A 21,565-nucleotide genomic window follows, 5' to 3' on the forward strand; every position below is an offset into this window, starting at 1 on the left:
GCCCGTCAACCAAGTGCGGTATCAACGGTCACATCACCCGCCGAAAGACTGCGCCCTAATGGCTTCAGAAGGTCCGCAAAGACCTTTCCTCGCCGGATTTTCCTGAGAGAATTCCCCCATCTCCAGCCCTGAGCCATGAAAAAAATCGAGGCCATCATTCGCCCCTTCAAGCTCGAAGACGTGAAGCTGGCCCTGGTCAACGCCGGCATCGTCGGCATGACCGTCAGCGAGGTTCGCGGCTTTGGTCGCCAGAAGGGCCAAGTCGAGCGCTACCGCGGTTCTGAGTTCACCGTGGAGTTCCTGCAGAAGCTCAAGCTGGAAATCGTGGTGGATGACGCCCGCGTCGACACCGTGGTGAATGCCATCCAAGACGCCGCCCGCACCGGCGAGATCGGCGACGGCAAGATCTTCATCAGCCCCGTGGAGTCTGTGGTCCGGATCCGCACCGGCGACAAGGACAACAGCGCGATCTGAGCTAGCTGGCCAAGGTCAGCTCCACCAACCTCCGAATGTGTTCCTCTGTGGGGGGCACTTCGGAGGTTTTCTCTTGCTCGCTCCAGTCCCCTGAACGCAACCAGAGCAGATATTCGTGGTTGCCCGCGGGCCCGGTAATCGGAGACGCCACCACCCCACAAGCGCGCCAGCCCTCGCGCTCCGCCGCAGCGATCACCCCCGCAATGGCGTCGGCATGGGCCAGGGGGTCTCGCACCACTCCCCCTTTACCGACCCGCTCTTTCCCGACCTCAAACTGAGGTTTGACCAACAGCACCGCCTCGCGGCGCTCGCCCTTGAGCAGGCGGCCCAAGGCCGGCAGCACCAAGCCCAAGCGAATAAACGAGACGTCCGCCACGGCCAGATCAGGCCAGGGGTCTTCGCTGCCATAGAGATCCTCCGGCTGCAGGTGGCGCAGGTTGGTGCGCTCCTTCAGCACCAGGCGCTCGTCGGTGCGCAGGCTCCAGGCTGTTTGGCCGTAGCCCACATCCACGCCATAGACCCGGGATGCCCCGTGCTGCAGCAGGCAATCGGTGAAGCCACCGGTGGAGATCCCGCCATCGAGGCAGACGCGCTGATCCAGGCCTAAGGGGAAGGCCTCAACGGCCGCCATCAGCTTCTCGCCACCCCGGGAGACAAACCGTTGGGGCTGCTCCACCTGCAGCTCCAGCTCCGGCAGCACCTCAAGTCCAGGCTTATCCAGGATGCGATCACCGCTGCGGACCTTGCCTGCACGGATCAACTGCTGCGCCTGCTGACGGGAGGTGACCAGACCCAGCTCCACCAGCTGCAGATCCAAGCGTCGCTTTCGACCCATCGGGCAGCGGCCCAGCACCTCTGCATCGTGCCGTACGCCCGTTTAATCACAAAGCTCGAAGCGAAACCGAATAAAAACCGGTGCTGAATGGGTTTCCCTGGGAACACTCCTGAGGATGTTCCAAACCAAGGGGTACCACCGTGGCCCGCACTCCCAAACCCCACAGCGCGAAGGTGGTTGAACTGCTGCAACCCGGCAGCTTCGTGAAGCTGCGCAATCAGCCATCGGACCTGCCCCCCTTCCAAGTGCTGCGCTGCCGTGGAGGGCGCTGCTGGGTTCAACAACAGGCTTGGGGCCCACTGGTGCAGTGGGAGGTGGAGCACCACAAGCTCACCAGCGTCGCCTAGGGCCCCGAAAGGCCATTCCATACATTGGTCTTGATGTGAGCCAGGCGCGGCCTTGATCGAGCGTTACACCCTGCCCGAGATGGGCGCTATCTGGAGCGAGCAGGCCAAGTTCCAGAGCTGGCTGGACGTGGAGATTGCAGCCACCGAGGCCAACTGCGAACTGGGCCGCGTCCCGGCTGAGGCCGTCGCGACGATCAAAGAGAAAGCCAGCTTCAGCGTCGAGCGGATCCTCGAGATCGAAGCCGAGGTCCGTCACGACGTCATCGCCTTTCTGACCAACGTCAACGAGCACGTGGGTGACGCCGGTCGCCACATCCACGTGGGCATGACCAGCTCCGATGTCCTCGACACCGGTGTGGCCCTGCAGATGAAGGCCTCCGTCAAGCTGCTGCGCCAGGAGCTGGACTTGCTCGCGGACGCCCTGCGGGCCCTCGCGCGCGAGCACAAGGCCACGGTGATGATCGGCCGCTCCCACGCCATCCACGGTGAACCCATCACCTTCGGCTTCAAGGTGGCTGGCTGGCTCGCCGAAGTGGTGCGCAACCAGCAGCGCCTGGAGCACCTGGAAACCGCCGTCAGCGTCGGCCAGATCTCCGGTGCCATGGGCACCTACGCCAACACCGACCCCCGGGTCGAGGAGATCGCCTGCGCCAAGCTCGGCCTGGTGCCCGACACCGCCAGCACCCAGGTGATCTCCCGCGATCGCCACGCGGAGTACATCCAGACCCTGGCCCTGGTGGGTGCCGCCCTCGAGCGCTTCTCCACCGAGATCCGCAACCTGCAGCGCACCGACGTCCTGGAGGTCGAGGAGAACTTCGCCAAGGGACAGAAGGGCAGCTCCGCCATGCCCCACAAGCGCAACCCCATCCGCAGCGAACGGATCAGTGGCCTGGCCCGGGTGCTGCGCAGCTACGTCGTGGCAGCGCTGGAGAACTGCGCCCTCTGGCACGAGCGGGACATCAGCCACAGCTCCGTGGAGCGCATGATGCTGCCCGACTGCTCGGTCACCCTCCACTTCATGCTGCGGGAGATGACCTCCGTGGTGAAGGGTCTCGGGGTCTACCCCGGCAACATGGCCCGCAACATGAACGTCTACGGCGGCGTGGTCTTCAGCCAGCGGGTGCTGCTGGCCCTGGTGGAAGCCGGCATCAGCCGTGAAGACGCCTACCGGATCGTGCAGCGCAACGCCCACACCGCCTGGAACACCGAGGGCGGCAACTTCCGGGCCAACCTGGAGGCCGATGGCGAGGTGACCTCACGCCTCACTGCCGAGCAGCTGGCGGAGTGCTTCTCTACCGATCTGCACCAGGCCAACCTGGATGTGATCTGGAAGCGCCTCGCGATCTGATTCAGGGCTTGTGATACGGCCCGCCCTGCTGAATGGTCATCGCCCGGTAGAGCTGCTCCAGCAGCAATAACCGGGCCAGTTCATGGGGGAAGGTCATCGGCGAGAGGCTCAGGCGCCAGCTGGCGCGGGCCTTCAAGGCCGGGTCAATGCCCTCAGCGCCGCCGATCACAAAGGCCAAGCGCTCTGAGCCCGAGCCCTCGAGACGCTGGGCCAGAGCCACCGAGTCCAAGGTCTGGCCTTCCTCGGTGAGGATCACCAAGCGCTCGTCGGGCTTCAGGGCCGCCAGGATCGCTTCGGCCTCCTTGGCCATGCCGGCATCGCGGAGCTCCAGGACCTGCAATCCCGGCAGGCGCTTGAGGAAGGTGGAGGCTCCCTCGAGCACCCAGCTCTTGCGCAACTTGCCCACCGCCAGGATGCGGATGCGGGACGGATTCATCACGCGCTCACGCTACCCATGCCCCTTGCCCTCTTCTGGACGCCCTACGCCGACTGGCTGTACACCGTGGGCAGTACGGCCGGATTGCTGCTGATCGTCTGGCTGGTGCTTAGGCCGCGGGATTAAGCGCCGAAGGATCGGCCTGGCGGGCGGTAGCGGGATTGGAGTCCTCCCCTGAAGCCTGGCCGCCATCGATCGGCTCCCGCACAGGGAAGCGGTTGATCGCCTTGAGGGCCGCCCGGGCGTTGGTGCGCAACTGCTCGCTGATGGCTTCGCAGTAGGGGATCTGCGCCAAAAGATCGACGGTGCGGCGCATGATCCGCACCACATCGCCCTCATCCAACGAGGTGTTCGCGATCAGGTCGCTCCAGCTGACGCCCTTGGCCCAGGCATGGACCAAGCCCATCAGCTCCCCTTCAAACCAGACCGGCATCACGACCTTGCCGGCCTCCTGTTGCCGCTGCAGTTCGCGGCGAATGCCGCGCAGGTCATGCATCGCCTCATCGGCCGCTGGCGGCGGTGGATAGCCACTCCAGAGATCCGGGCGATTCACCTCCGTTGAGATCGCCTCCAGCACGGCGGCGAGGTCCGCGGGATCCAGCTCATCGAGGTGACCGCTCATCAGCGCCAATCCCAGCCAGAGCTCGTTGTCCCCCCGCAGGGCGGCCACGGTGCGGCCCACTTCGCTCGGATCCAGGCCCTCGTCCCCCTCGAGGCAGCCGAAGAAGCGCAGGATCTCGATCAATGCCAGGAAGGTTTCCCAGTGGCGATTGGCGCGGAAGTGCAGCACGCGCTGGCGCTCGGCAATCTCCGCCTCCAACTCCTCCATGCGGAAGCGCTGCTTGCGCAGCTTCTTGCGGTCGCCGGCGCCGTGGGCCGGATGCAATTCCAGGGCCAACTCCAGCTCACGCACCAGATGGGCCTGGGCCTGAACCTCACCGGCCAGGTCGTACTGGGGCGTGACCATGTCGTGGCGCCGGGCCATGTGTCCGACGGCCAAGGCCAGGCCACCGCTGGCCTGATCGCCATGGCGCAGCTCGCCGGGGCGGTGCAGCTCGGGAACGGCCACATCCTTGACCTGAAGGCAGGTGAGCTCGGCATGGAGGCTGACCACTGCACTGCAGGGCACCAGCACCCAAACGTTCTCGTCGGTGAGGCAGCACAGCAGCGGGAACTGACCTGAGCCCTGTTGCTTCTCAACGATCACCGCCGGTGTGACCCGGCCCCGCAGAACCGGAGCCTTCAGGCTCACCAGCGTTCCCTCGCTGGCAAAACGCAGGGCCAAGGTGAGTTCATGGGCCAGGGTTTCCTCGGCCTGCTGCTGGAGGATCCGCAGCAGTCGGCGCTCTTCCCGCAGGCGGCCGCGCTGCTTCTCATAGTCCTCAAAGTCCTCCCAATCGACCTCCTGAACGGTGCCGCTGAGGTCCCCCAACTGCTCGCGCAGCTCACTGATGCGGGCCTCGTCCTCCGTGAGATCGAGGGTCGCCAGGTAGCGACCGAAGCTGCGCTCCACCAACTCCTTGGCCTTGGAGAGCTCATAGCGCTGCAGCAGGTTCAGGACCATGCCGTAGCTCGGGGTGAACTGACTCACCAGCGGGTCAGCCGGGCTGGTGGCCAGCTGACCCGCCTCCCGGACACCCTCAAAGCGGCTCTGCACGGTGACGACGTAGCCCTGGGAATCCAGTCCACGGCGACCCGCCCGGCCGGCCATCTGCAGGAACTCGCTGCCCATCAGGGGGCGGTGGCCCCGCTCCGTGCGCTTGGAGAGGGCTGAAATCACGGTGCTGCGGGCGGGCATGTTGATGCCGGCCGCCAGGGTCTCGGTGGCAAACACCACCTTCACCAGCCCCTGCTGGAAGAGCTCCTCGATCAGTTCCTTCCAAGCCGGCAATACCCCGGCGTGGTGGGCCGCGATCCCCCGCAGCAGGGCATCGTCATGGCCGCCATCGCGTACGGCTTCGGGGGTGGCCGCCATGAAGACATCCAGGCGCGCCTGAATGCGGGCCTGCTCCTGGGGGCTGACCAGGCAGACCTTGCCCAGGTCACGAACGGCCTTGTCGCAGCCGCGTCTGCTGAAGATGAAATAGATGGCCGGCAGCATCTCCCGCTCCGCCATCTGGGCCACGACGAAGCCCAGCGGTGGCGCCTCCGGCTGCGGCGGCCTCGGGGTTTTCGGCCCGCGGCGGTTACGCCCCCCCTTGGGGGCACGCCAGACCTTGCAGTTGGGGTGGAGGCCCGTGCCCTCGTCGTTGAGCAGGGGATGCAGGCCCTTGGCACTGCAAAAACTGAACTGCAGCGGCACCGGCCGGAAGTCGCTCATCACCAAGCGGGTCGGCCCATGGACCTGCTCAATCCAGTCGGTGAGCTGCCCGGCGTTGGCCACCGTCGCCGAGAGGGCCACCAGCTGCACCACCGGAGGGCAGTGAATGATCGACTCCTCCCAGACCGTGCCGCGCTGGGAGTCATTCATGTAGTGGCACTCATCGAGCACCACGGCCTCCACGTCGGCCAAGGGGTCATCCCCCTGCTCGGCCTCGGCGTAGAGCATGTTCCGGAAGATCTCCGTGGTCATGACCACGATCGAGGCCTCCCGGTTCACGGTGAGGTCGCCAGTCATCAGGCCGACGCGCTCGGCCCCGAACTGCTCGCGGAAATCCCTCAGTTTTTGGTTCGAGAGGGCCTTGAGCGGCGTTGTGTAGAAGACCTTCTGACCGTGGGCCAGGGCGCGATGGATCGCGTACTCACCGATCAAGGTCTTGCCCGATCCGGTGGGGGCGCTGACCACCACCGAATGGCCCTGATTCAGGGCTTCAATCGCCTCCAGCTGAAAGTCATCGAGGCTGAAGGGGAAGAGTTGCTCCAGGGGCGGCACGTCCGTGGACTGGGCCGGGGTGCCGGGGACCGAAGCGCTACTGGGCATTAGTAGATCCTATGGGCTCCAGCCAAACGGGCAAACTGAGGGCATTCAGCCGAGGGCGCAGCTGGGGCGATGGAGGCAGCCGATCCATTGGCACCCCTGGCCGCCGATCTGGCCGCCCTGGCTCCGGAACGCCGCCGCCGTCTGCGCAGCCTGCAGCCGGCGGGCCAGGCCGCCTTTGTCGCAGAGGGATCTCCCCTGCTGGATCTCGCCAGCAACGACTACCTGGGGCTGAGCCGCGATCCGGCCCTCCAGCGTGCAGCGACTGAAGCCATCCAGAGCGAAGGGGTGGGGGCTGGGGCCTCTCGGCTGATCAGCGGAACACGCCCCCTGCACGAGACCCTCGAGCGGGCCCTGGGCGCCTGGCTGGGGCGCGAGCGGGTCCTGCTCTATCCCAGCGGATTTCAGGCGAACATTGCTGCGGTTCAGGCCCTGGCGGACCGGCACACCTGGGTGCTGGCCGATCGGTTGATTCACCACTCGCTGCTGGTGGGGATCCAAGCGACGGGGGCCAAGCTGCGGCGCTTTCAGCACAACGACCTCAGTGACCTGGAGGCGCAGCTGCAGCGCGCCCGCCGCGATGCCCCCCAACGCCGGCTGCTGGTGCTCAGTGAAAGCCTGTTTTCGATGGAGGGCAGCTCCCCCGATGTCGCCGCCTTAGCCGAGCTCTGCCGCGGCCATGGCGCGGCCCTGCTGCTGGATGAGGCCCACGCCCTTGGGGTGCTGGGGAAGGGGGGCCGAGGCCTGGGCTACGGCATCCAGGACATCAGCCTGATCAGCGGCACCTTCGGCAAGGCCTTTGGCAGTGGCGGAGCCTTTCTGGCGGGGAATGCCACGGTGGGGGACTGGTTGCTGCAGCACTCCGGCCCGTTCCGCTACAGCACGGCCCTGGCGCCACCGCTCGTGGCGGCGGCCGCCGCCGGTCTTACTGCGATTCAGGAGCGGGAACCCGAGCGCCTGGCCCTGCTGCAGCGGGCCCAGCGCTGGCGTGACGCCCTCGAGGCAGCGGGCTGGCCGAGGCCCTGCGGGAGCGGGCCGATCCTGCCGCTGCTGGTGGGGGACGATCACCGCGCCTTGGCACTGCAGCAGCAACTGGAGCAGGCAGGACTGCTGAGCGTGGCGATCCGCCCCCCGACCGTCCCTGTGGGAACGGCACGGCTGCGGCTCGTGCTTCGGCACGATTGCCCCGCCGGGACTTTGGACCGGTTGATTGAGGCCCTGGGGGAACCATGAGCGCGATCCAGCTCATCGGAATGCATGGCTGGGCTGGGGACCACCGCAGCTGGGCCCCCTGGGCGGCGGGCGCTGCGGCGCGGGGTTGGTCCATGGACTGCGGGGAACGGGGCTATGGCCAGGAATCCCCCCTGCAACCCCGCTGGGAGACCAGCGCCCAGCGGCGCGTTGTCCTGGCCCATTCCTTCGGCCCGCACCTGCTGAACGAGGACCTCTGGCAGGGAGCCACAGCGGCTGTACTGCTGGCGAGCTTCACCCGCTTTGTCCCGGAAGGCCGAGAGGGGCGGGCCATCAGTGCGGCCCTGCGGGCCATGGGGCGCAGGATCAAGCTCGGAGAGGAGCAGGAGCAACTGCGGGACTTCCTGCGGCAAGCCGCTGCACCGCAATCCAGGTCGCTGCTGCCCGCTGGCCCCCTGGAACAGGGAATCAGCGATGCGGGCCGGGAACGACTGCTCGAGGACCTCGAGCACCTGGGGGCCACCAGCGCTCTCCCAGCGGGCTTCCCCAGCGGAATCCCCGTGCTGCTGGTCCAGGCTGGCCAGGACCAGATCGTGACGGCCAGTAGTCGCCTGGAACTGCAGCAAGCCCTGCCCCAGGCCACGGTCTGGACACGCGACGACCTGGGGCACTCCCTGATCGATCCGGCCTTGCCGGACGCCGTGCTCGATTGGATTGCCGATGTCCAGGCCTGAACAACCGGCAGAGGGTTTCAGCGAGGCCGTCCGCGGCTGCTTCAGCGAGGGGGCCCGCCTGTACCCCAGCCGGGCGCGCCTTCAGGCCGCTGTCGCCCAACGGCTCGCCGGCCTCAGTGCCCGCCAGGGGGTGCGATTCCCCCCCGGTCCCCTGGCTGATCTGGGGGCAGGCAGTGGGCTGCTGAGTCGCTCCCTGGAGGCGGCCCTCGGCCAAGGCCCCTGGCTACGGATCGACGCCTGCAGCGCCCTCCTCGAGCAGGGGGCTGATGAGAACGCTGCGCTGATCCACTGGGATCTCAATCAGGGCCTTCCGGCGAACCTGCAGCCACCGGCGGCCCTGGCCTCGAGCTTCGCCCTGCAATGGCTGGAGCAACCCGAACAGCAGCTGGGGACCTGGTGTGAGCAACTCCAACCTGGAGGCTGGCTGATCCTGGGGGTCCCCACCTCCGGCAGCTTCCCGCTCTGGCACCAGGCCGCAGCCCAGGCAGGGGTGCCCTGCACCGCCCTGGAGCTCCCTTGCGCCCAACGGCTGATCGACTGCGCCCAGCACCGGCTGCAGTTGCATCACGCTCAGGTGCTGCGGTTCAGCCGTCCGAACCGGGGCGGTCTCTGGTTCCTGCAACAGATCAAGGCGATCGGCGCCCAGGCCAGCCGCAGTCCCAAGCTCAATGCGGGACAACTCCGCCGCCTGCTTCGGGCCTGGCCGGGCCCGCAGCAGGCGATCGTTTGGGAGGTGCTGGTGCTCCTGGGACAGAAGCGATGACAGACACACCGGTTGGCGCCAACCAACGCCTAGTGATCTGCGGCACCGACACCGATGTCGGCAAAACCGTGGTCAGCGCCCTAGTGGTGCAGGGCCTGAAGGCCCACTACTGGAAACCGGTGCAGTGCGGGCTGGAGAACGGAGAAGGGGATCGTGAGCGGGTGCAGCGCTGGCTCGGCCTCCCGGACGCGCGGGTCCTGCCCGAGGCCTATCGCTTCGCCGCTCCGGTCTCGCCCCATTGGGCCGCCGAACTGGAACCTGGGGATCAGCCCCCGATTGACGGCGAGCACCTCTCTCTCCCGGACGTGGAGGCTCCCCTGGTGGTGGAGACCGCCGGTGGGCTGCTCGTGCCCCTACGCCTGGACTGGTTGCAGATTGAGCAGTTGCAACGCTGGAACCTGCCGGTGCTGCTGGTGGCCCGCTCGGGGCTGGGCACCTTGAACCACACCCTGCTCTCGATCGAGGCCCTGCGCAGCCGCCATCTGCCGCTGCTGGGGATCCTGCTGAACGGGGAGCCCCATCCCAACAATGCGAGCACCCTCGAGAGCATCTCAGGGGTTCCGGTGCTGGGCTGTCTGCCGCCGCTCCCGAGCCTCGATGCCGTCAGCCTGCAACAGCAGTGGCAGGCCTTGGATCTCGTTCATAAGCTCAAGGGGGTCACGAGCCGCCCATGAAACCCTCCTCAGTCGCGGTCATCGCTGCTGTCACAGCCCTCTGCGCTGGGATCCTGGTGCTGTTCACCGACATCGAACTCTCGTTCGTGCGCTGGGTGAACTGTGGCCCGTTCTCCACCCTCAACGAAGAGCAGAGCGAGGTCTGCAAGCGCCAGCTCTAGGGGCCCGCCAGGATCGCAGCCTGCACGTCCGCGCGGGTGAGGCCGTAGGGGAAGTGGCGCTCCACTGAGCCCGCACCCTGCCCCCAGCGCACCGTCAGTTCTTCTGAACCCAAGACCATCTCGGCGCTCCAGGCGACGGTGGTCAGGTCCCATTCACAGGAGTGGTGGCCGCGCTGGATGCCGCCGAGCTCAGCGAGCCAACGCTCAAGAACCGGCAGCGGGTGGTTGTACAGCGGGGTCTGAGGCGACGGCAGATCCGACATCCACAAGCAGCGGGCTTGACCCATCAGTTTGCCCACCGGCCTCCAGCCAGCTGGGGGGCTTGAGGAATTCGGCGCCGCGGGACCAGGCCAGGCCGACCCCCAACACCAGGCTGAAGGCGACCGCCACGGCCAGCAGCAGCAGCGCGAACCACTCACCACCGGAGAGGGCGCGACGGACCGGAACCGGTTTCGGTGCGGTCCGTAGTGGCCGAAGGGGCAGCGGAGCCCGCAGGGTCGCGTCGTAACTGCGCCGGCGCTCAGGATCGCTGAGGGTGAGGTAGGCCTGCTGGAGACGGCGAAAGGCCTCCCGGGCCTCGGCCTCGGGCAAGTCGGTGGTGTCCGGGTGGTAGCGCTTGCTCAGGCTGCGAAAGGCCTGCCTCAACTCCTGACTGGAGGCCTCACTGGCCACCTCCAGCAGCTCGTAGTGATTGGCAGCCGCCAACGCAGGACACCGGTTGGGGAGGATCCTAGAGAGTGTGACGAGATCAGCCCAGGGGATGCCAGCGCCAGCAGACGCACTATGGGAGGCCTTGCACTGGAGACCCAGCGACGATCAGCTCCAGCGCTTCCTCCAACTCCAGGAGGAGCTGCGCCAGTGGAATAGCCGGGTCAACCTGACCCGCCTGGTGGAGGGCGATGACTTCTGGATCGCCCAGATCTTCGACAGCCTTTGGCCCCTGGTGCCGCAGTTGCAGGCGAACCCCGAAGCCGCCCTGCGCTGCATCGATGTCGGCACCGGGGGGGGCTTCCCGGGGCTGGCCGTCGCCATTGCCTTCCCCCAGGCGCAGCTGACCCTGGTGGATTCCGTGGGGCGCAAAACCCAGGCCGTCGAAGCGATGGCCCAGAGCCTGGGGTTGGGGGAGCGCGTGGAGCTGCGCTGCGAGCGCATTGAACTCACCGGGCGGCAAAAACGCTGCCGCGGCCAGTTCGACCTGGCCATGGCCCGCGCCGTGGCCGCCGCACCGGTGGTAGCGGAGTATCTCGTGCCCCTGCTCGCCCCGGGTGGCGAGGCCCTGCTCTACCGCGGGCAGTGGGGCGCGGAGGACCAAGCCCAGCTTGAGAAGGCGGCCACGCAGCTCAAGGCCCAGATCCTGTCCTGCCGTCAACAGGAGCTGCCGGGGGAGCGGGGGCAACGCACCGCGATCGTGCTGCAGCCGAAGGAACCCTGCCCGAAGACCTACCCCCGGGCCGTGGGACTTCCCAGCAAATTCCCGCTGGGGAGTTAGTCCTCCTGCATCAGGCGCTTGCTGGGGGCACCCCCCACACGCTCCCGCAGGCGGCGCAGGATGCCGGGGATCTGCTCAACCCAGGGACTGGCCTGAAGCACCGCCTTGAGCTCGGCCTCGCTCACGCTCTCGTCCAAGGCATCCGCATTGGCACCAGGGAACCAATGGCTCGCCGCACCCAGCAGGCCGTAGCGGGCCTTGGCATAACTCTGGAGATCCCAGGCCTCCAGGAGGTTGTGCAGCCAGAGCAGGGTGGGCAGGTTGATCTGTCCAGGGGTGTCCTGCCATCTGGGCAGCCCCTGCTGCCAACTGCCCAGCCAGGCATCGCCGAGGGCGGAGAGCCGTGCCCCCTCGAGACGACTCACAATCGGAGGCAACAGCTCAGCGGCCTGGGGAAGCAAGGCGACGGCCTCCAGATGCAAGGCCAAGTCCTGCGGCCCTGAGGCTCCGACACTGATGGTCTGAATCCCGGGGTGGCTCAGGCAGAACAGATCGTTGAAGACGATCGGATGCAGCGGAGCACAGAGTTCCAGCAGCCGCTCTGACGGGCTATGGAGATGCCCCCCCTTGTCGGTGGGACTGATCACAAACACCCCCATGTCCCGGGCGCGGGCCGCCGCAATGGCGGGGCCGTTGTCCTGGCGGATGAAATACCAGTGGAGGTTGACGTAGTCGAAGGCATCGCTGGCAATGGCCGCCTCGATCAGCTCCAGCGGGCCATGGGTTGAGAAGCCCACGCAGCCGATGCGGCCGTCCTGCTGCCAGCGCCGGGCCACCTCCATGCAGCCCCCTGGCTTGAGGGTGGCCTGAAGATGCTCCGGCAGGTTGATGCCGTGGATCGCCAGGCAGTCCACCCGATCGACCGCCAAGCGATCGAAGCTCAGCTGGAGCTCTGCCTCGAAGGCCTGGGCATCGTCCTGGGGAGGGACCTTGGTCTGCAGAATCCTCTGGGGATCAGGAATCTGGGGTAGCAACCAACCCAGCTGACGCTCGGAACTGCCGTAGTGCCGGGCCGTCTCGACGTGGTGAAAGCCGTGCTGCACGGCCGCTGCCAGCGTGGCCCGCAGGTTGTCCTGGCTCTCGGCCGTGATGCGATCGGCAGGCAGGTCAGACCAGCTCTGCTGAAAGCGCATCCCGCCAAGGGAGAGCAGCGGCATTGCCAGCTCGGTGCGGCCAAAGCGCCGTGTGGGCAGCATCAATGGGGCTCCCGCCTCGGGAAGGTGCGCCGGGAGCGAACCGGCGTCGGCAAACCCAGGGGCTGGAGTTCCTGGTGACGGGTTTGTTCTTGGAGCTCGGGCAGCTCCTCGTAACTCACCCAGTGAATGCAATCGACCGGGCAGGTGTCGATGGCTTCTTGAATCGTCTCGGTGCTGTCGCCGTCCTGACGGATGGCCCGCGAACGGCCCCAGTCGGCTTCCACCACAAAGGTGTTGCCGGCCACGTGGGCGCAGTAGCGGCAGCCGATACAGACGGCCTCATCGACCCAGACCGCCTCCTGGCGCAGCGCTCCTCCGAGTACGGGCTCGAGACCGCTGCGCTCGGTGACCGGGGCCGCTGGTGCCGAGAAGGCAACGGAGGGATCGATCCCCACGCCGAGGACCTAGCCGTCCCAGCGGGTCACGACGAGCTCAATCGTGCCGTCCTGCTCTTGGCGCTCTTCCGCCACCTGGAAGCCTTCCTGGGCCGAGGCCGCCAGGATGCTGCGCAGGGCATAGCGCTGGGTGAGCTTGGAGAGGAAGCGCTCGACGGGGATCGGCTGACTCCAGAGATCGAGATCGGTCACCAGCTCGTAGCTGCCAGAGGCGGCATTCCAACGGAAGCCCAGATCGCCGGCACCCTCGGTGGGGATGGACAGCTCAGCGGTCACGGTTTGGCCGCGGTATCCACGCACCTGGCACTCGCCCTCCATGGGGGAATGACCCAGATCTTTCAGGGCATCAATCAGAGCGGAGCGATCGCGCAGTTCTGTTTTGACGGTGCTGAAGTGCGACATCAGGAGACCTGGGACGAAAGAGTCTGCTCGGGCTGAACTGTGGTGGTTTGGCCCTGGAAGGCTTCAGAGGTGGGCTGGCGTTGTTGAACAACGCCCAACTTCTCCTCGATCCGCTCGGTGAGCTGCTCGCAGCCGTGGCCGGTGATGCCCTCAACGACCTCTTCGACGCGACCGTCAGGCCGAATGCGAAAGCGGATCGTTTGCTGGGCCATCCCGAGACACGGGCGGTGTCACGCGATGCTAGCCGCGAGAGCCGGTTGCTGAGTGGAGCGGCGCCTTATGCCAGCAGTCCCTCATCCACCAGGGTCTGCAGGCGCTCGAGGATCTCCGGACTCTCCAGCTGCTCCAGGGCCAGGCGAGCCTCATCGCGCACGGCCAAATCCGCGTCGTTGAGCATGGCGTTGAGCAGGGAGTCCACCACCTCCTTCTGGCGGGGTTCCACCAGATCCGCATAGAGGCGGCCCAGGGACCAGGCGCTGTTGCTGCGGACCACGGGCTCGCTGTCGATCTTGAGGGCCAAGAGCAGCTGACCAGCGGCCTGATCAGCCTTCGCCAGGCCCGTCGCCCCGGCATCGGCCAAGGAGCTCGCGGCCCAGAGCCTGACCGCTGCGATATCGGTTTCCAGGGCCCGGATCAAGGGATTCATGACCGGAGCATCGGGATAGCTGCTCAGGCTCCAGGCGACGGCCTTACGCACGTAGCCATTGCTGTCGTTTTGCAGCAGCTGCAGGAGCGGCGTCAGCGCCTGGAGGTCCGGGTTCCGCCCCAGGGCATAGACCGCGCTCATGCGAATGATCGGGCAGCTGGCCTCCAGCAGGGGCAGCAGCTTGGCCGGGGCACGGGGATCGCGGTACTCGCAGAAGATCCGCAGTCCCTGCATGCGCTCCTCATGGCTGCCATCGAGCCAGGCCAAGCCCAGGTCGCACTCCGCTGCGACATCGGCGGCGGCCAGCTCAGCCGAGTCGAGCTCATCAAGGGGGTCACCGAGCAGCTCTTGGGCCAGCTCCCGGGCCAACATCTCCGGGTCCAGGGCCAGTTCAGCCGGGCTCTGCGAAGACTCGGGATAAGGGCCAGTCATGCGGAGGATCGTAAGGGCCGTGGTGGCCGAGTCCCGGACTCAACCCACCGGCGCGGGGGCTGCCATATCGCCGGGCAGCCAGATGCGAGCACTCACCGCAAACAGGGCCAAACCAAAGAGCAACACGATCGCGGCGGGGAGCAGGGTGGAGCGGAGAAATTGCACGGTTGGGCCTAAGCGATCAGGCCATCATCCCTCCGCCGGCACGCGACCGCTGCCGCGGCGGAGCAACAGGCCCCCGACCACCGCCAAGACCAGACCGCCCCATCCCCAAAGCTGCAGCTTCAAAAGGAAGCCACCGATGCCAAGCAGGGCACCAAAGAGCAGGGCGCAGCCAGCCAGCAACAAGAGCAACAGGCCTGGGAGGGTCTCGTCGGCCTGCACGGCCGTCCGCTGGCGCCAGTGGGTCCAGCCGGGACCCGGGGGGCGGACCTGACGGACAAAGCGCTCGAGCACCTCGGGCGACTCCGGCGGGGTCGCCAGCATCGCCAGCAACCAGAGCCCCGCCGTCAGCAGGGTGGTCACCAAGAGGCGCACGCCGTAGTCATCGATCCGCAACAGGGGCACCACGGAGGTGGAGAAGCCAATCAGGAAGCCGCCGAGTAGGGCCGCCAGCTCAGCGGCGGCATTGACGCGCCACCAGAACCAGCGCAGGACAAGAACGACCCCGGGCCCGGTCCCCATGGCAATCACCAACCGGAAGACCGTGCCGATGCTGGTGCTCATCAAGGCGGTGAGCACCCCCAAGACCACCAGCAACACCGACGCCAGCTGACCGACCAGGAGCAACTCCTTCTCCCTGGCCTGAGGCCGAATAAAGCGCTGGTAGAGGTCATGGGTGAGGTAGCTCGCCCCCCAGTTCACCGAGGTGCTGACGGTGCTCATGAAGGCGGCCACCAGGGAAACAACGACCAGTCCCAAGGCCACAGGGGGGAGCAGTTGGACCGCCAACAGGGGGTAGCTCTGCTCCCAGTCGGTCTGATCCGGCAGCAGGACCACCGCGGCCAGGGCCACCACGATCCAGGGCCAGCTGCGGAGGACGTAGTTCACGCCCAGGAAGACCCAACCGGCGGTGCGTGCTTCGCGCTCGTCGCGGGTGGCGAGCAGGCGCTGGATGAATTCGCCACCACCATCGCTGCGGCGGAAGCTCCACCACTGGAGGGCCAGGTAGGAGCTGAAGGTGGCAATGGAGATGCCTGCCCCATCCAGCCACTGCAGCCGTCCGCCCTCAACCTGCCAGGGGACCAACGACAACAGCTCTGGCCGCTCGAGACCGCGGATGCTCTCCAGCAGGGCATCCATCCCGCCCGCGGCATGGACCGCTGCCACCGAGACAGCGATCGCCCCCAGCAGGGCCAGCACCAGCTGAAGCATGTCCGTGACGACCACGGCCCAGAGGCCGCCAGCCGCGGTGTAGACCAAAACCAGCAGGCCAACGATGGCCAGCAGGGTGACCCTGGCCTGGGGAGTGGGCGCCAAGCCCAGGGCCTCACTCACCTTGGCCATGGCCAAGAAGGCATAGCCCAGGCCGATGCAGTTGATCGGCAGGGCAAACAGAAAGGCCTTGATGCCCCGCAACCAAGCGGCCGTGGGCCCGCCGTAACGCAACTCCGTCAGGGCCGCATCGGTCAGGACACCGCTACGTCTCCAGAGCGGAGCAAAGACCACCGCCATGGCGACATGGGCAACGCCAAAGCTCCACCACTCCCAGTTGCCGGCGAGGCCGCGCACGCCCACCAGACCCGCCACATAGAGGGGCGTATCGATCGAGAAGGTGGTGGCCGCCATCGAGGCCCCGGCCAGCCAACCCTTGAGCTGACGACCCGCAACGAAGTAGTCCTCCTCGCTGCGATTGCGGCGGGCAAGCCAGAGGCCAACGAGGAGGCTTGCCACCAGATAGGCGATGACGATCGCCCAATCGATGCTGGTCATGGCCGCCCTTCACTGGAGGGCAGTCTCCCTCAGTTCAGCAGCAACGGCTACGCGGGCTCCAGGCTTCCTTCGAGGCGGCGGCGCAGCTGACCACAGGCCGCATCCGCGTCCAAACCGCGGCTGGCGCGAACACTCACGGCCACATGCCGGTCCATCAGCGCGCGGCGGAAGGCCTCAACCGCCTGGGGGGTGGGGCGCTGGAACTCCTCTTCCTGGATCGGGTTGTAGGGAATCAGGTTCACGTGGCTTTGGAAGCCCCGCAGTAACTGAGCCAGCGCCGCCGCATGGCGCGGCTGATCATTTAGCCCCCCCAGCAGGATGTACTCGAAACTGACTCGGCGGCCGGTGATCTCCACGTACCGGCGGCAGTCCTCGAGCAAGGCCTCAATGGGGTAGGCATGGGCGGTGGGGATCAGCTCCTCGCGAAGCCGCTGATCCGGAGCGTGCAAACTCACCGCCAGGGTGAATTGGGCACGGCCCAGGCGCTCGAGGGCCAACTCCGCCAATCGCGGCAAGGTGCGCGGAACCCCGACGGTGCTGACCGTGATCTGACGCTGGGCCATGCCCAGATCCGTGCAAAGGCAATCAATGGCCGAGAGCACCGACTCCACGTTCAGGAGCGGTTCACCCATCCCCATGAAGACCACATGACTGGGGCGTTGGTCCATGACCTCACGCACACTCAGCACCTGATCCACGATTTCGTGCACCGCCAGGGAGCGTTGCAGGCCCCCCTTGCCGGTGGCGCAAAAACGGCAGGCCATCGGGCAGCCCACCTGGCTGCTGACGCAGACCGTCAGGCGACCTTCGGCGGGGATCCCGACGGTCTCAATGCTGAGCTGATCGTGGGTCCCCAACAGCAACTTGGTGGTGCCATCACTGGCGATGCTGCGGTGGAGCTCCCGCGAGCGTCCCATCCAGTCGAACGCACCGGCAGGGGGTTGGGTAGCGAGCTGCTCGCGGAAGGCCTTGGGCAAGACCGAGACCTGATCCAGGGAGCGCGCCCCCTTGGCATAGAGCCAGTCATGGAGTTGCCGGCCGCGGAAGGCGGCCTGCCCGTGCTGCTTGGCCCACTGCTCCAAAGCAGAGAGGCCCATCCCCAGTAGGGGACGGGCCTCGTCCAGTGGCGGACTGGCCTGGGGCATCAACCCCAAGCCAAGAGCGCATGCCCCAGCTTGTACTCCACCGCCAGCAGGGCGATGAAGCCCAGCATTGCGACACGACCGTTCAGTCGTTCGGTATGGGTGTGGAAGCCGTAGCGCGGCAAACGGCGCTGGGGAACGAGCTTGGGCTGGATCATGACTCGTCGGCCAACAGACCCTCATTCTGGAGACCCTGAACGGCCTCCGGGTCGGCGATCAGCTCCTCCTCAAGTCCCTCTTCCACCGTGGGGCGGGTGAAGGCTGCGGTGGTGCTGGCGCTGGCCTCGATGCCGTGGCGGGTGCGGGTGGCATCCAGGTCGGCATCGGAGGGATCGTCGAGGATCGCGCCGGCATTGGCGGCAGAGGGAGCTGCCGGCATATCGACGGTGTAATCCGGGCGCAGGTTCTGCAGACGGCGGTAGTTCATCGCATCCTCATCAAGGATGTCGGGATGGGGACCCGCCTCAGCGCGGAGCTCCTCTTCGAAGCCGCTGAAGCCGGTACCTGCAGGGATCAGGCGACCAATGATCACGTTCTCCTTGAGGCCGCGCAGCCAGTCGCTCTTGCCCTCGATGGCGGCTTCGGTCAGCACGCGGGTGGTCTCCTGGAAGGAGGCCGCGGAGATGAAGCTGTCGGTGTTGAGGGAGGCCTTGGTGATGCCGAGCAGCACCGGAGTGAACTCGGAGGGAGCACCACCGGTGATGGCCATGGCGCTGTTGACCTGCTCCACCTGGCGCAGTTCGATCAACTCACCGGGCAGCAGGGTGGTGTCGCCGGCGTCCTCGATCCGGACCTTGCTGGTCATCTGACGAACAATCACCTCGATGTGCTTGTCGTCGATGGTCACGCCCTGGGACTTGTAGACGTTCTGGACTTCCTGCACCAGGCGGAACTGGAGCTTGGAGATCGCCTCCATGGCCGCTTCCAGGGTCGGCTTGCGGCTGCGCAGATCTTCGAAGAAGCACTCCAGCAGCTCGTGGGGGTTGATCGGACCGTCGGTCAGCAGCTCACCGGCGGTGACTTGCTGGCTGTCGCTGACCATCACGTTCCGGCCCAGGAGGATCGGGTACTCGGTGATGGAGTCATCGCCTTCGATGACCGTCACGGTGACGGAGTCGTCGTCGTCGCCCTGCTTGATCTCAACGGTGCCGGCCTTGCGGCAGAGCACAGCCGATTCCCGCGGACGGCGGGCCTCGAGCAGTTCCTCAATACGAGGCAGACCCTGCACGATGTCACCGGTCTTCTGGCGCTCGAACACCAGCAGGGCCAGGGAGTCACCGCGCTGCACCAGTTCACCATCGCGAACGTGCAGGACGGAGTCGGGCGAGACCATGTAGGGACGGCCCAAGCGGATGGTGAGGGTGTTGCCATCCACGGACTGAACCTGACCGCAACAGGGGGCAGGAACGCCCTTGGCCAAGAGATCGCCATCGACGAAGCGCTGACCGGGCTTGACCTCGGACTTCGCAGAGCCCAGGTCAATGCTGCGGGTGTCGCTTGCGCGCTCAACGATCAGACGGCGCACAGGCTCACCATCGATCACATCGGGGACCTGCACCACACCGTCTTCCTTGCAGAGGATTTGGGTGGTTGCGACCACATCACCGGCCTTGACGCTGTCGCCGTCATTGACGGAGAGGTCGGTATGGGTGGAACCGTGGCTGGCGTCAGACAGGGTGTCGCGACGGACCAGCAGGCTCTCAAGGATCACGAGCTGGAGGCGCTCGATGGTCTTGGCGCGCTTGTCGGGAACAGCCTCGACATCCACCGTCATTTGAGGGGTGGTGTCAAAGGTTTCGAGGATCAGCTGCGTGCGCAGCAGTTCGACGCCCTCAACGCTCTTGATCAGCTCGCCGTCCTTGAAGGCCAAACGCTGGGTGGCCTTGAGGCCCAGGCTGGGACCGTTCTTCTGGGTGACGCTACCGAGATCAGGCAGGTGAGCCTCATCGGGGATGCGGTACTCCTCAACGGGACGCAGCAGCAGGGCGCCGCCCTCGGAGGTCTCGACGGCTTCAACGAAGACCATGGCCTCGGCCTTGAGACCCTTGGCGATCTCCTCGCCGGGGTTGACCATCTTGCCGTCGCTGTAGCGAGCCACGACCTTGGCGTCGGAGACGTGGTGCAGCTGGCCGGAGCGAACGATGATCTCGCGAAGAATGTCGTTCTTCTGGGTGACGGTGACGATGCCCGCGGTCTGGCTGAAGATGTCCTTCACCACCTCGGTGCCGGCTTCAATCCACTGACCGTCTTCGATCATCAACAGGGAGATGTCCTTGTTGATCTCGTGGGTCTCCTGGGGGATCCAGAGCAGGGTGCCGCCCTTGTTGACCTCGTAGCCGTTCTTGGCGCTACGGGCTTTCTTGATGGCCAGGCCAGGGGCGAACTTGACGATGCCCCCGGTCTGGGTGCGGAAGCGATCATCGGCGAGTTCCGCGATCACCTCACCGTTACCGATCTTGGTGCCGGGGTGGGTGTTGAGGCGATAGCGGATGTTGTCCTTGCCCTCCAGGTGCCAGAGCTCACCAGCATGGGTGGATTCACCCAGCAGCTTGCAGTCCTTCAGGGTGAGGCTGGTGGTGACGATCTGGACCTCACGGGAGTCGCCAGCGCTCTCGCGCAGGCGCACGGCACCGCCGTACTCACTGACCAGACGGCTCTCGGCCAGAACCTCGCCAGTGGTGACCTTGGTGTTGCCAGCGATCACGGGCTGGGCGTTGGGCGGCAGGTTGTAGACATCGCCGCTGTAGACCCACATCCGGCCAAGACGCTGGGCCTTGAAGGTGCTGTTGCCCTGGCGGTCGGTGACTTCCTTGGGCTGGATGGCGTCCTCGTAGCGCACCTGGCCAGCCAGGTCACAGATGACGTCCTTGGTGGCCTTCTCAACGCTCTTCTTGACGGAGGAGCCAGAAGAGATCTGAGCCAGCATCATGTCGGCCGGCACCTCAGCGGCATCGGTGACGAACAGCAGAGAACCGGCGGTGATCGAGAGCTTCTGGGCCTTGCCGCTGCCGCTGGGCTTCAGGGTCAGGGGGAAATCGTTCTCGGCGATCTGAGCCTCCACACCGTGGGGGGTGCGGAAGGGGCGCACGCGCGCCTTGGCGCCGAACTCGATCGTGCCCGCGATTTGCGAGCGAACCACACCCGTTTCTGCGGTGGACACACCACCGGTGTGGAAGGTCCGCATGGTGAGCTGGGTACCGGGCTCACCGATGGACTGGGCGGCGACGATGCCGACGGCTTCGCCCAGGTCAACCAGTTGGTTGTGGGCCAGGGCCCAGCCGTAGCACTTGCGGCAAACCGAACGGGCGGCTTCGCAGGTCAGCGGTGAACGAACCACCACGGTCTGCACGCCGGCGGCTTCGATCTGGGCGGTGATGACGGCATCGATCTCGCCATCGCGGTCGACGATCAGATTGCCTTCGCCGTCCAGAACGGGTTCAGCGGCAAGACGGCCGACGAGTTTGGCGGCGTAACGGCCCCTGTCATCAGCGTTGATGGGAATACCGCGGGTGGTGCCGCAGTCGTCCTCGCGCACGATCACGTCCTGGGCGACGTCCACCAGACGACGGGTCAGGTAACCGGAGTCGGCGGTACGCAGTGCCGTATCCACCAGACCCTTACGGGCGCCGTAGGAGGAGATGACGTACTCAGTAACCGTCAGGCCTTCACGGAAGTTGGTCCGGATCGGAAGGTCAATAATTTCCCCTTGGGGGTTGGCCATCAGGCCGCGCATGCCCACCAGCTGACGCACCTGGGACATGTTTCCCCGGGCCCCGGAGTTGGCCATCATCCAGACCGAGTTCAGCGGGTCGTTCTCGTTGAAGTTCTTCTTGACTTCTTCAACCAGACGCTCGTTGGTTTCAGTCCAGGTGTCGATCACCTTGGTGTGCCGTTCCACCTCGGTGATTTCACCCAGGCGATAGCGCTCCTCGGTGTCGGTGATCTGCTGTTCTGCTTCTTCCAGCAGACGGGCCTTTTCACCGGGGATGCGCAGGTCATCCACGGAGATGGAGACGGCGGCCTGGGTGGCGTAATGGAAGCCCAGATCCTT

Annotated in this window: 24 protein-coding genes; 9 read left to right on the forward strand and 15 right to left on the reverse strand. The window is 66.2% G+C overall.

The features are described 5' to 3' along the window. The first annotated feature begins 135 nt into the window (after positions 1–135). Positions 136–474, forward strand: coding sequence for a P-II family nitrogen regulator (locus QZ184_RS02305; RefSeq protein ID WP_010315293.1), 339 nt, complete (start codon positions 136–138; stop codon positions 472–474). 1 nt (position 475) lies between these two features. On the opposite strand, the gene QZ184_RS02310 is transcribed toward QZ184_RS02305, so the two are convergent. Further along, entirely contained in the window at positions 476–1,309 is an 834-nt protein-coding gene (locus QZ184_RS02310) for a TlyA family RNA methyltransferase (protein ID WP_296416471.1), read from the reverse strand. Positions 1,310–1,449: 140 nt separating this feature from the next. On the opposite strand from QZ184_RS02310, the gene QZ184_RS02315 reads away from it, so the two are divergent. Together QZ184_RS02315 and purB are read left to right on the forward strand one after the other, a co-directional pair. After that, complete coding sequence (locus tag QZ184_RS02315) at positions 1,450–1,656, forward strand: hypothetical protein (RefSeq protein ID WP_010315289.1); 207 nt, start codon at positions 1,450–1,452, stop codon at positions 1,654–1,656. Positions 1,657–1,708: 52 nt separating this feature from the next. Continuing rightward, positions 1,709–3,004, forward strand: coding sequence for an adenylosuccinate lyase (gene purB, locus QZ184_RS02320; protein ID WP_010315287.1), 1,296 nt, complete (start codon positions 1,709–1,711; stop codon positions 3,002–3,004). A gap of 1 nt (position 3,005) precedes the next feature. Here purB and QZ184_RS02325 read toward each other — a convergent pair whose 3' ends face one another. Continuing rightward, the gene (locus QZ184_RS02325; protein WP_010315285.1) at positions 3,006–3,440 is read right to left on the reverse strand and encodes a 23S rRNA (pseudouridine(1915)-N(3))-methyltransferase RlmH; all 435 of its coding nucleotides are present in this window, start codon (positions 3,438–3,440) and stop codon (positions 3,006–3,008) included. 109 nt (positions 3,441–3,549) lie between these two features. After that, positions 3,550–6,360 (reverse strand): DEAD/DEAH box helicase, encoded by a 2,811-nt coding sequence (locus QZ184_RS02330; protein WP_247477070.1) that lies wholly within the window; start codon positions 6,358–6,360, stop codon positions 3,550–3,552. A 69-nt stretch (positions 6,361–6,429) separates the two neighbouring features. On the opposite strand from QZ184_RS02330, the gene QZ184_RS02335 reads away from it, so the two are divergent. Genes QZ184_RS02335 through QZ184_RS02355 form a run of 5 tightly spaced genes read left to right on the forward strand, consistent with a single transcriptional unit; the run spans position 6,430 to position 9,880 of the window. Then, positions 6,430–7,590, forward strand: coding sequence for an aminotransferase class I/II-fold pyridoxal phosphate-dependent enzyme (locus tag QZ184_RS02335; protein WP_296417974.1), 1,161 nt, complete (start codon positions 6,430–6,432; stop codon positions 7,588–7,590). Then, a complete protein-coding gene (locus QZ184_RS02340) occupies positions 7,587–8,282 on the forward strand; it encodes an alpha/beta hydrolase (RefSeq protein WP_296417976.1) in 696 nt (231 codons plus the stop codon). The genes QZ184_RS02335 and QZ184_RS02340 overlap by 4 nt, the downstream gene beginning before the upstream one ends. Beyond that, on the forward strand, positions 8,269–9,045 hold the full coding sequence (locus QZ184_RS02345) for an SAM-dependent methyltransferase (protein ID WP_296417978.1): 777 nt from the start codon (positions 8,269–8,271) through the stop codon (positions 9,043–9,045). The genes QZ184_RS02340 and QZ184_RS02345 overlap by 14 nt, the downstream gene beginning before the upstream one ends. Then, on the forward strand, positions 9,042–9,719 hold the full coding sequence (gene bioD / locus QZ184_RS02350; RefSeq protein ID WP_296417980.1) for a dethiobiotin synthase: 678 nt from the start codon (positions 9,042–9,044) through the stop codon (positions 9,717–9,719). Before QZ184_RS02345 ends, bioD begins: the two co-directional genes overlap by 4 nt. Then, positions 9,716–9,880, forward strand: coding sequence for a hypothetical protein (locus QZ184_RS02355; protein ID WP_010315271.1), 165 nt, complete (start codon positions 9,716–9,718; stop codon positions 9,878–9,880). Before bioD ends, QZ184_RS02355 begins: the two co-directional genes overlap by 4 nt. Here the strand turns inward: QZ184_RS02355 and QZ184_RS02360 are convergent. After that, positions 9,877–10,143 carry a DUF3143 domain-containing protein gene (locus QZ184_RS02360; protein WP_010315269.1) on the reverse strand — a complete coding sequence of 89 codons (267 nt, stop codon included), beginning with the start codon at positions 10,141–10,143 and terminating at the stop codon, positions 9,877–9,879. The genes QZ184_RS02355 and QZ184_RS02360 overlap by 4 nt on opposite strands. Beyond that, the gene (locus tag QZ184_RS02365) at positions 10,085–10,585 is read right to left on the reverse strand and encodes a J domain-containing protein (protein ID WP_296417982.1); all 501 of its coding nucleotides are present in this window, start codon (positions 10,583–10,585) and stop codon (positions 10,085–10,087) included. The genes QZ184_RS02360 and QZ184_RS02365 overlap by 59 nt, the downstream gene beginning before the upstream one ends. 55 nt (positions 10,586–10,640) lie before the next feature. Here QZ184_RS02365 and rsmG point away from each other — a divergent pair, with 55 nt between their 5' ends. Next, positions 10,641–11,369 (forward strand): 16S rRNA (guanine(527)-N(7))-methyltransferase RsmG, encoded by a 729-nt coding sequence (gene rsmG / locus QZ184_RS02370; RefSeq protein WP_010315265.1) that lies wholly within the window; start codon positions 10,641–10,643, stop codon positions 11,367–11,369. Here the strand turns inward: rsmG and QZ184_RS02375 are convergent. From QZ184_RS02375 to QZ184_RS02420, 10 genes are all read right to left on the reverse strand, one after another. Next, positions 11,366–12,565: an aldo/keto reductase gene (locus tag QZ184_RS02375; RefSeq protein WP_296417984.1), complete on the reverse strand. Its 1,200-nt coding sequence runs from the start codon at positions 12,563–12,565 to the stop codon at positions 11,366–11,368. The two genes, rsmG and QZ184_RS02375, sit on opposite strands and share 4 nt — an antisense overlap. Beyond that, positions 12,565–12,960 (reverse strand): ferredoxin, encoded by a 396-nt coding sequence (locus QZ184_RS02380; RefSeq protein WP_296417986.1) that lies wholly within the window; start codon positions 12,958–12,960, stop codon positions 12,565–12,567. The genes QZ184_RS02375 and QZ184_RS02380 overlap by 1 nt, the downstream gene beginning before the upstream one ends. A gap of 9 nt (positions 12,961–12,969) precedes the next feature. Further along, entirely contained in the window at positions 12,970–13,362 is a 393-nt protein-coding gene (locus QZ184_RS02385; protein WP_247477059.1) for a DUF1257 domain-containing protein, read from the reverse strand. Continuing rightward, positions 13,362–13,574, reverse strand: a complete 213-nt coding sequence (locus tag QZ184_RS02390) for a DUF2997 domain-containing protein (RefSeq protein ID WP_010315257.1) — start codon at positions 13,572–13,574, stop codon at positions 13,362–13,364. Before QZ184_RS02390 ends, QZ184_RS02385 begins: the two co-directional genes overlap by 1 nt. A 65-nt stretch (positions 13,575–13,639) precedes the next feature. Further along, a complete protein-coding gene (locus QZ184_RS02395; protein WP_247477057.1) occupies positions 13,640–14,440 on the reverse strand; it encodes a HEAT repeat domain-containing protein in 801 nt (266 codons plus the stop codon). 39 nt (positions 14,441–14,479) lie between these two features. Then, positions 14,480–14,605 carry a hypothetical protein gene (locus tag QZ184_RS02400; RefSeq protein WP_010315253.1) on the reverse strand — a complete coding sequence of 42 codons (126 nt, stop codon included), beginning with the start codon at positions 14,603–14,605 and terminating at the stop codon, positions 14,480–14,482. 24 nt (positions 14,606–14,629) lie between these two features. Further along, positions 14,630–16,372, reverse strand: a complete 1,743-nt coding sequence (locus QZ184_RS02405) for a sodium:solute symporter family protein (RefSeq protein WP_296417987.1) — start codon at positions 16,370–16,372, stop codon at positions 14,630–14,632. Positions 16,373–16,419: 47 nt separating this feature from the next. Then, positions 16,420–17,517: a 23S rRNA (adenine(2503)-C(2))-methyltransferase RlmN gene (rlmN, locus tag QZ184_RS02410; protein WP_296417989.1), complete on the reverse strand. Its 1,098-nt coding sequence runs from the start codon at positions 17,515–17,517 to the stop codon at positions 16,420–16,422. Continuing rightward, positions 17,517–17,672 (reverse strand): high light inducible protein, encoded by a 156-nt coding sequence (locus tag QZ184_RS02415; protein ID WP_010315249.1) that lies wholly within the window; start codon positions 17,670–17,672, stop codon positions 17,517–17,519. The genes rlmN and QZ184_RS02415 overlap by 1 nt, the downstream gene beginning before the upstream one ends. Beyond that, the coding region (locus QZ184_RS02420) for a DNA-directed RNA polymerase subunit beta' (RefSeq protein WP_296417991.1) at positions 17,669–21,565 on the reverse strand (3,897 nt) is incomplete at its 5' end. The genes QZ184_RS02420 and QZ184_RS02415, both read right to left, overlap by 4 nt.

The organism is Vulcanococcus sp. DEBay_Sum22DG08_74 (genome assembly GCF_017852955.1).
GTDB lineage: Bacteria > Cyanobacteriota > Cyanobacteriia > PCC-6307 > Cyanobiaceae > Vulcanococcus.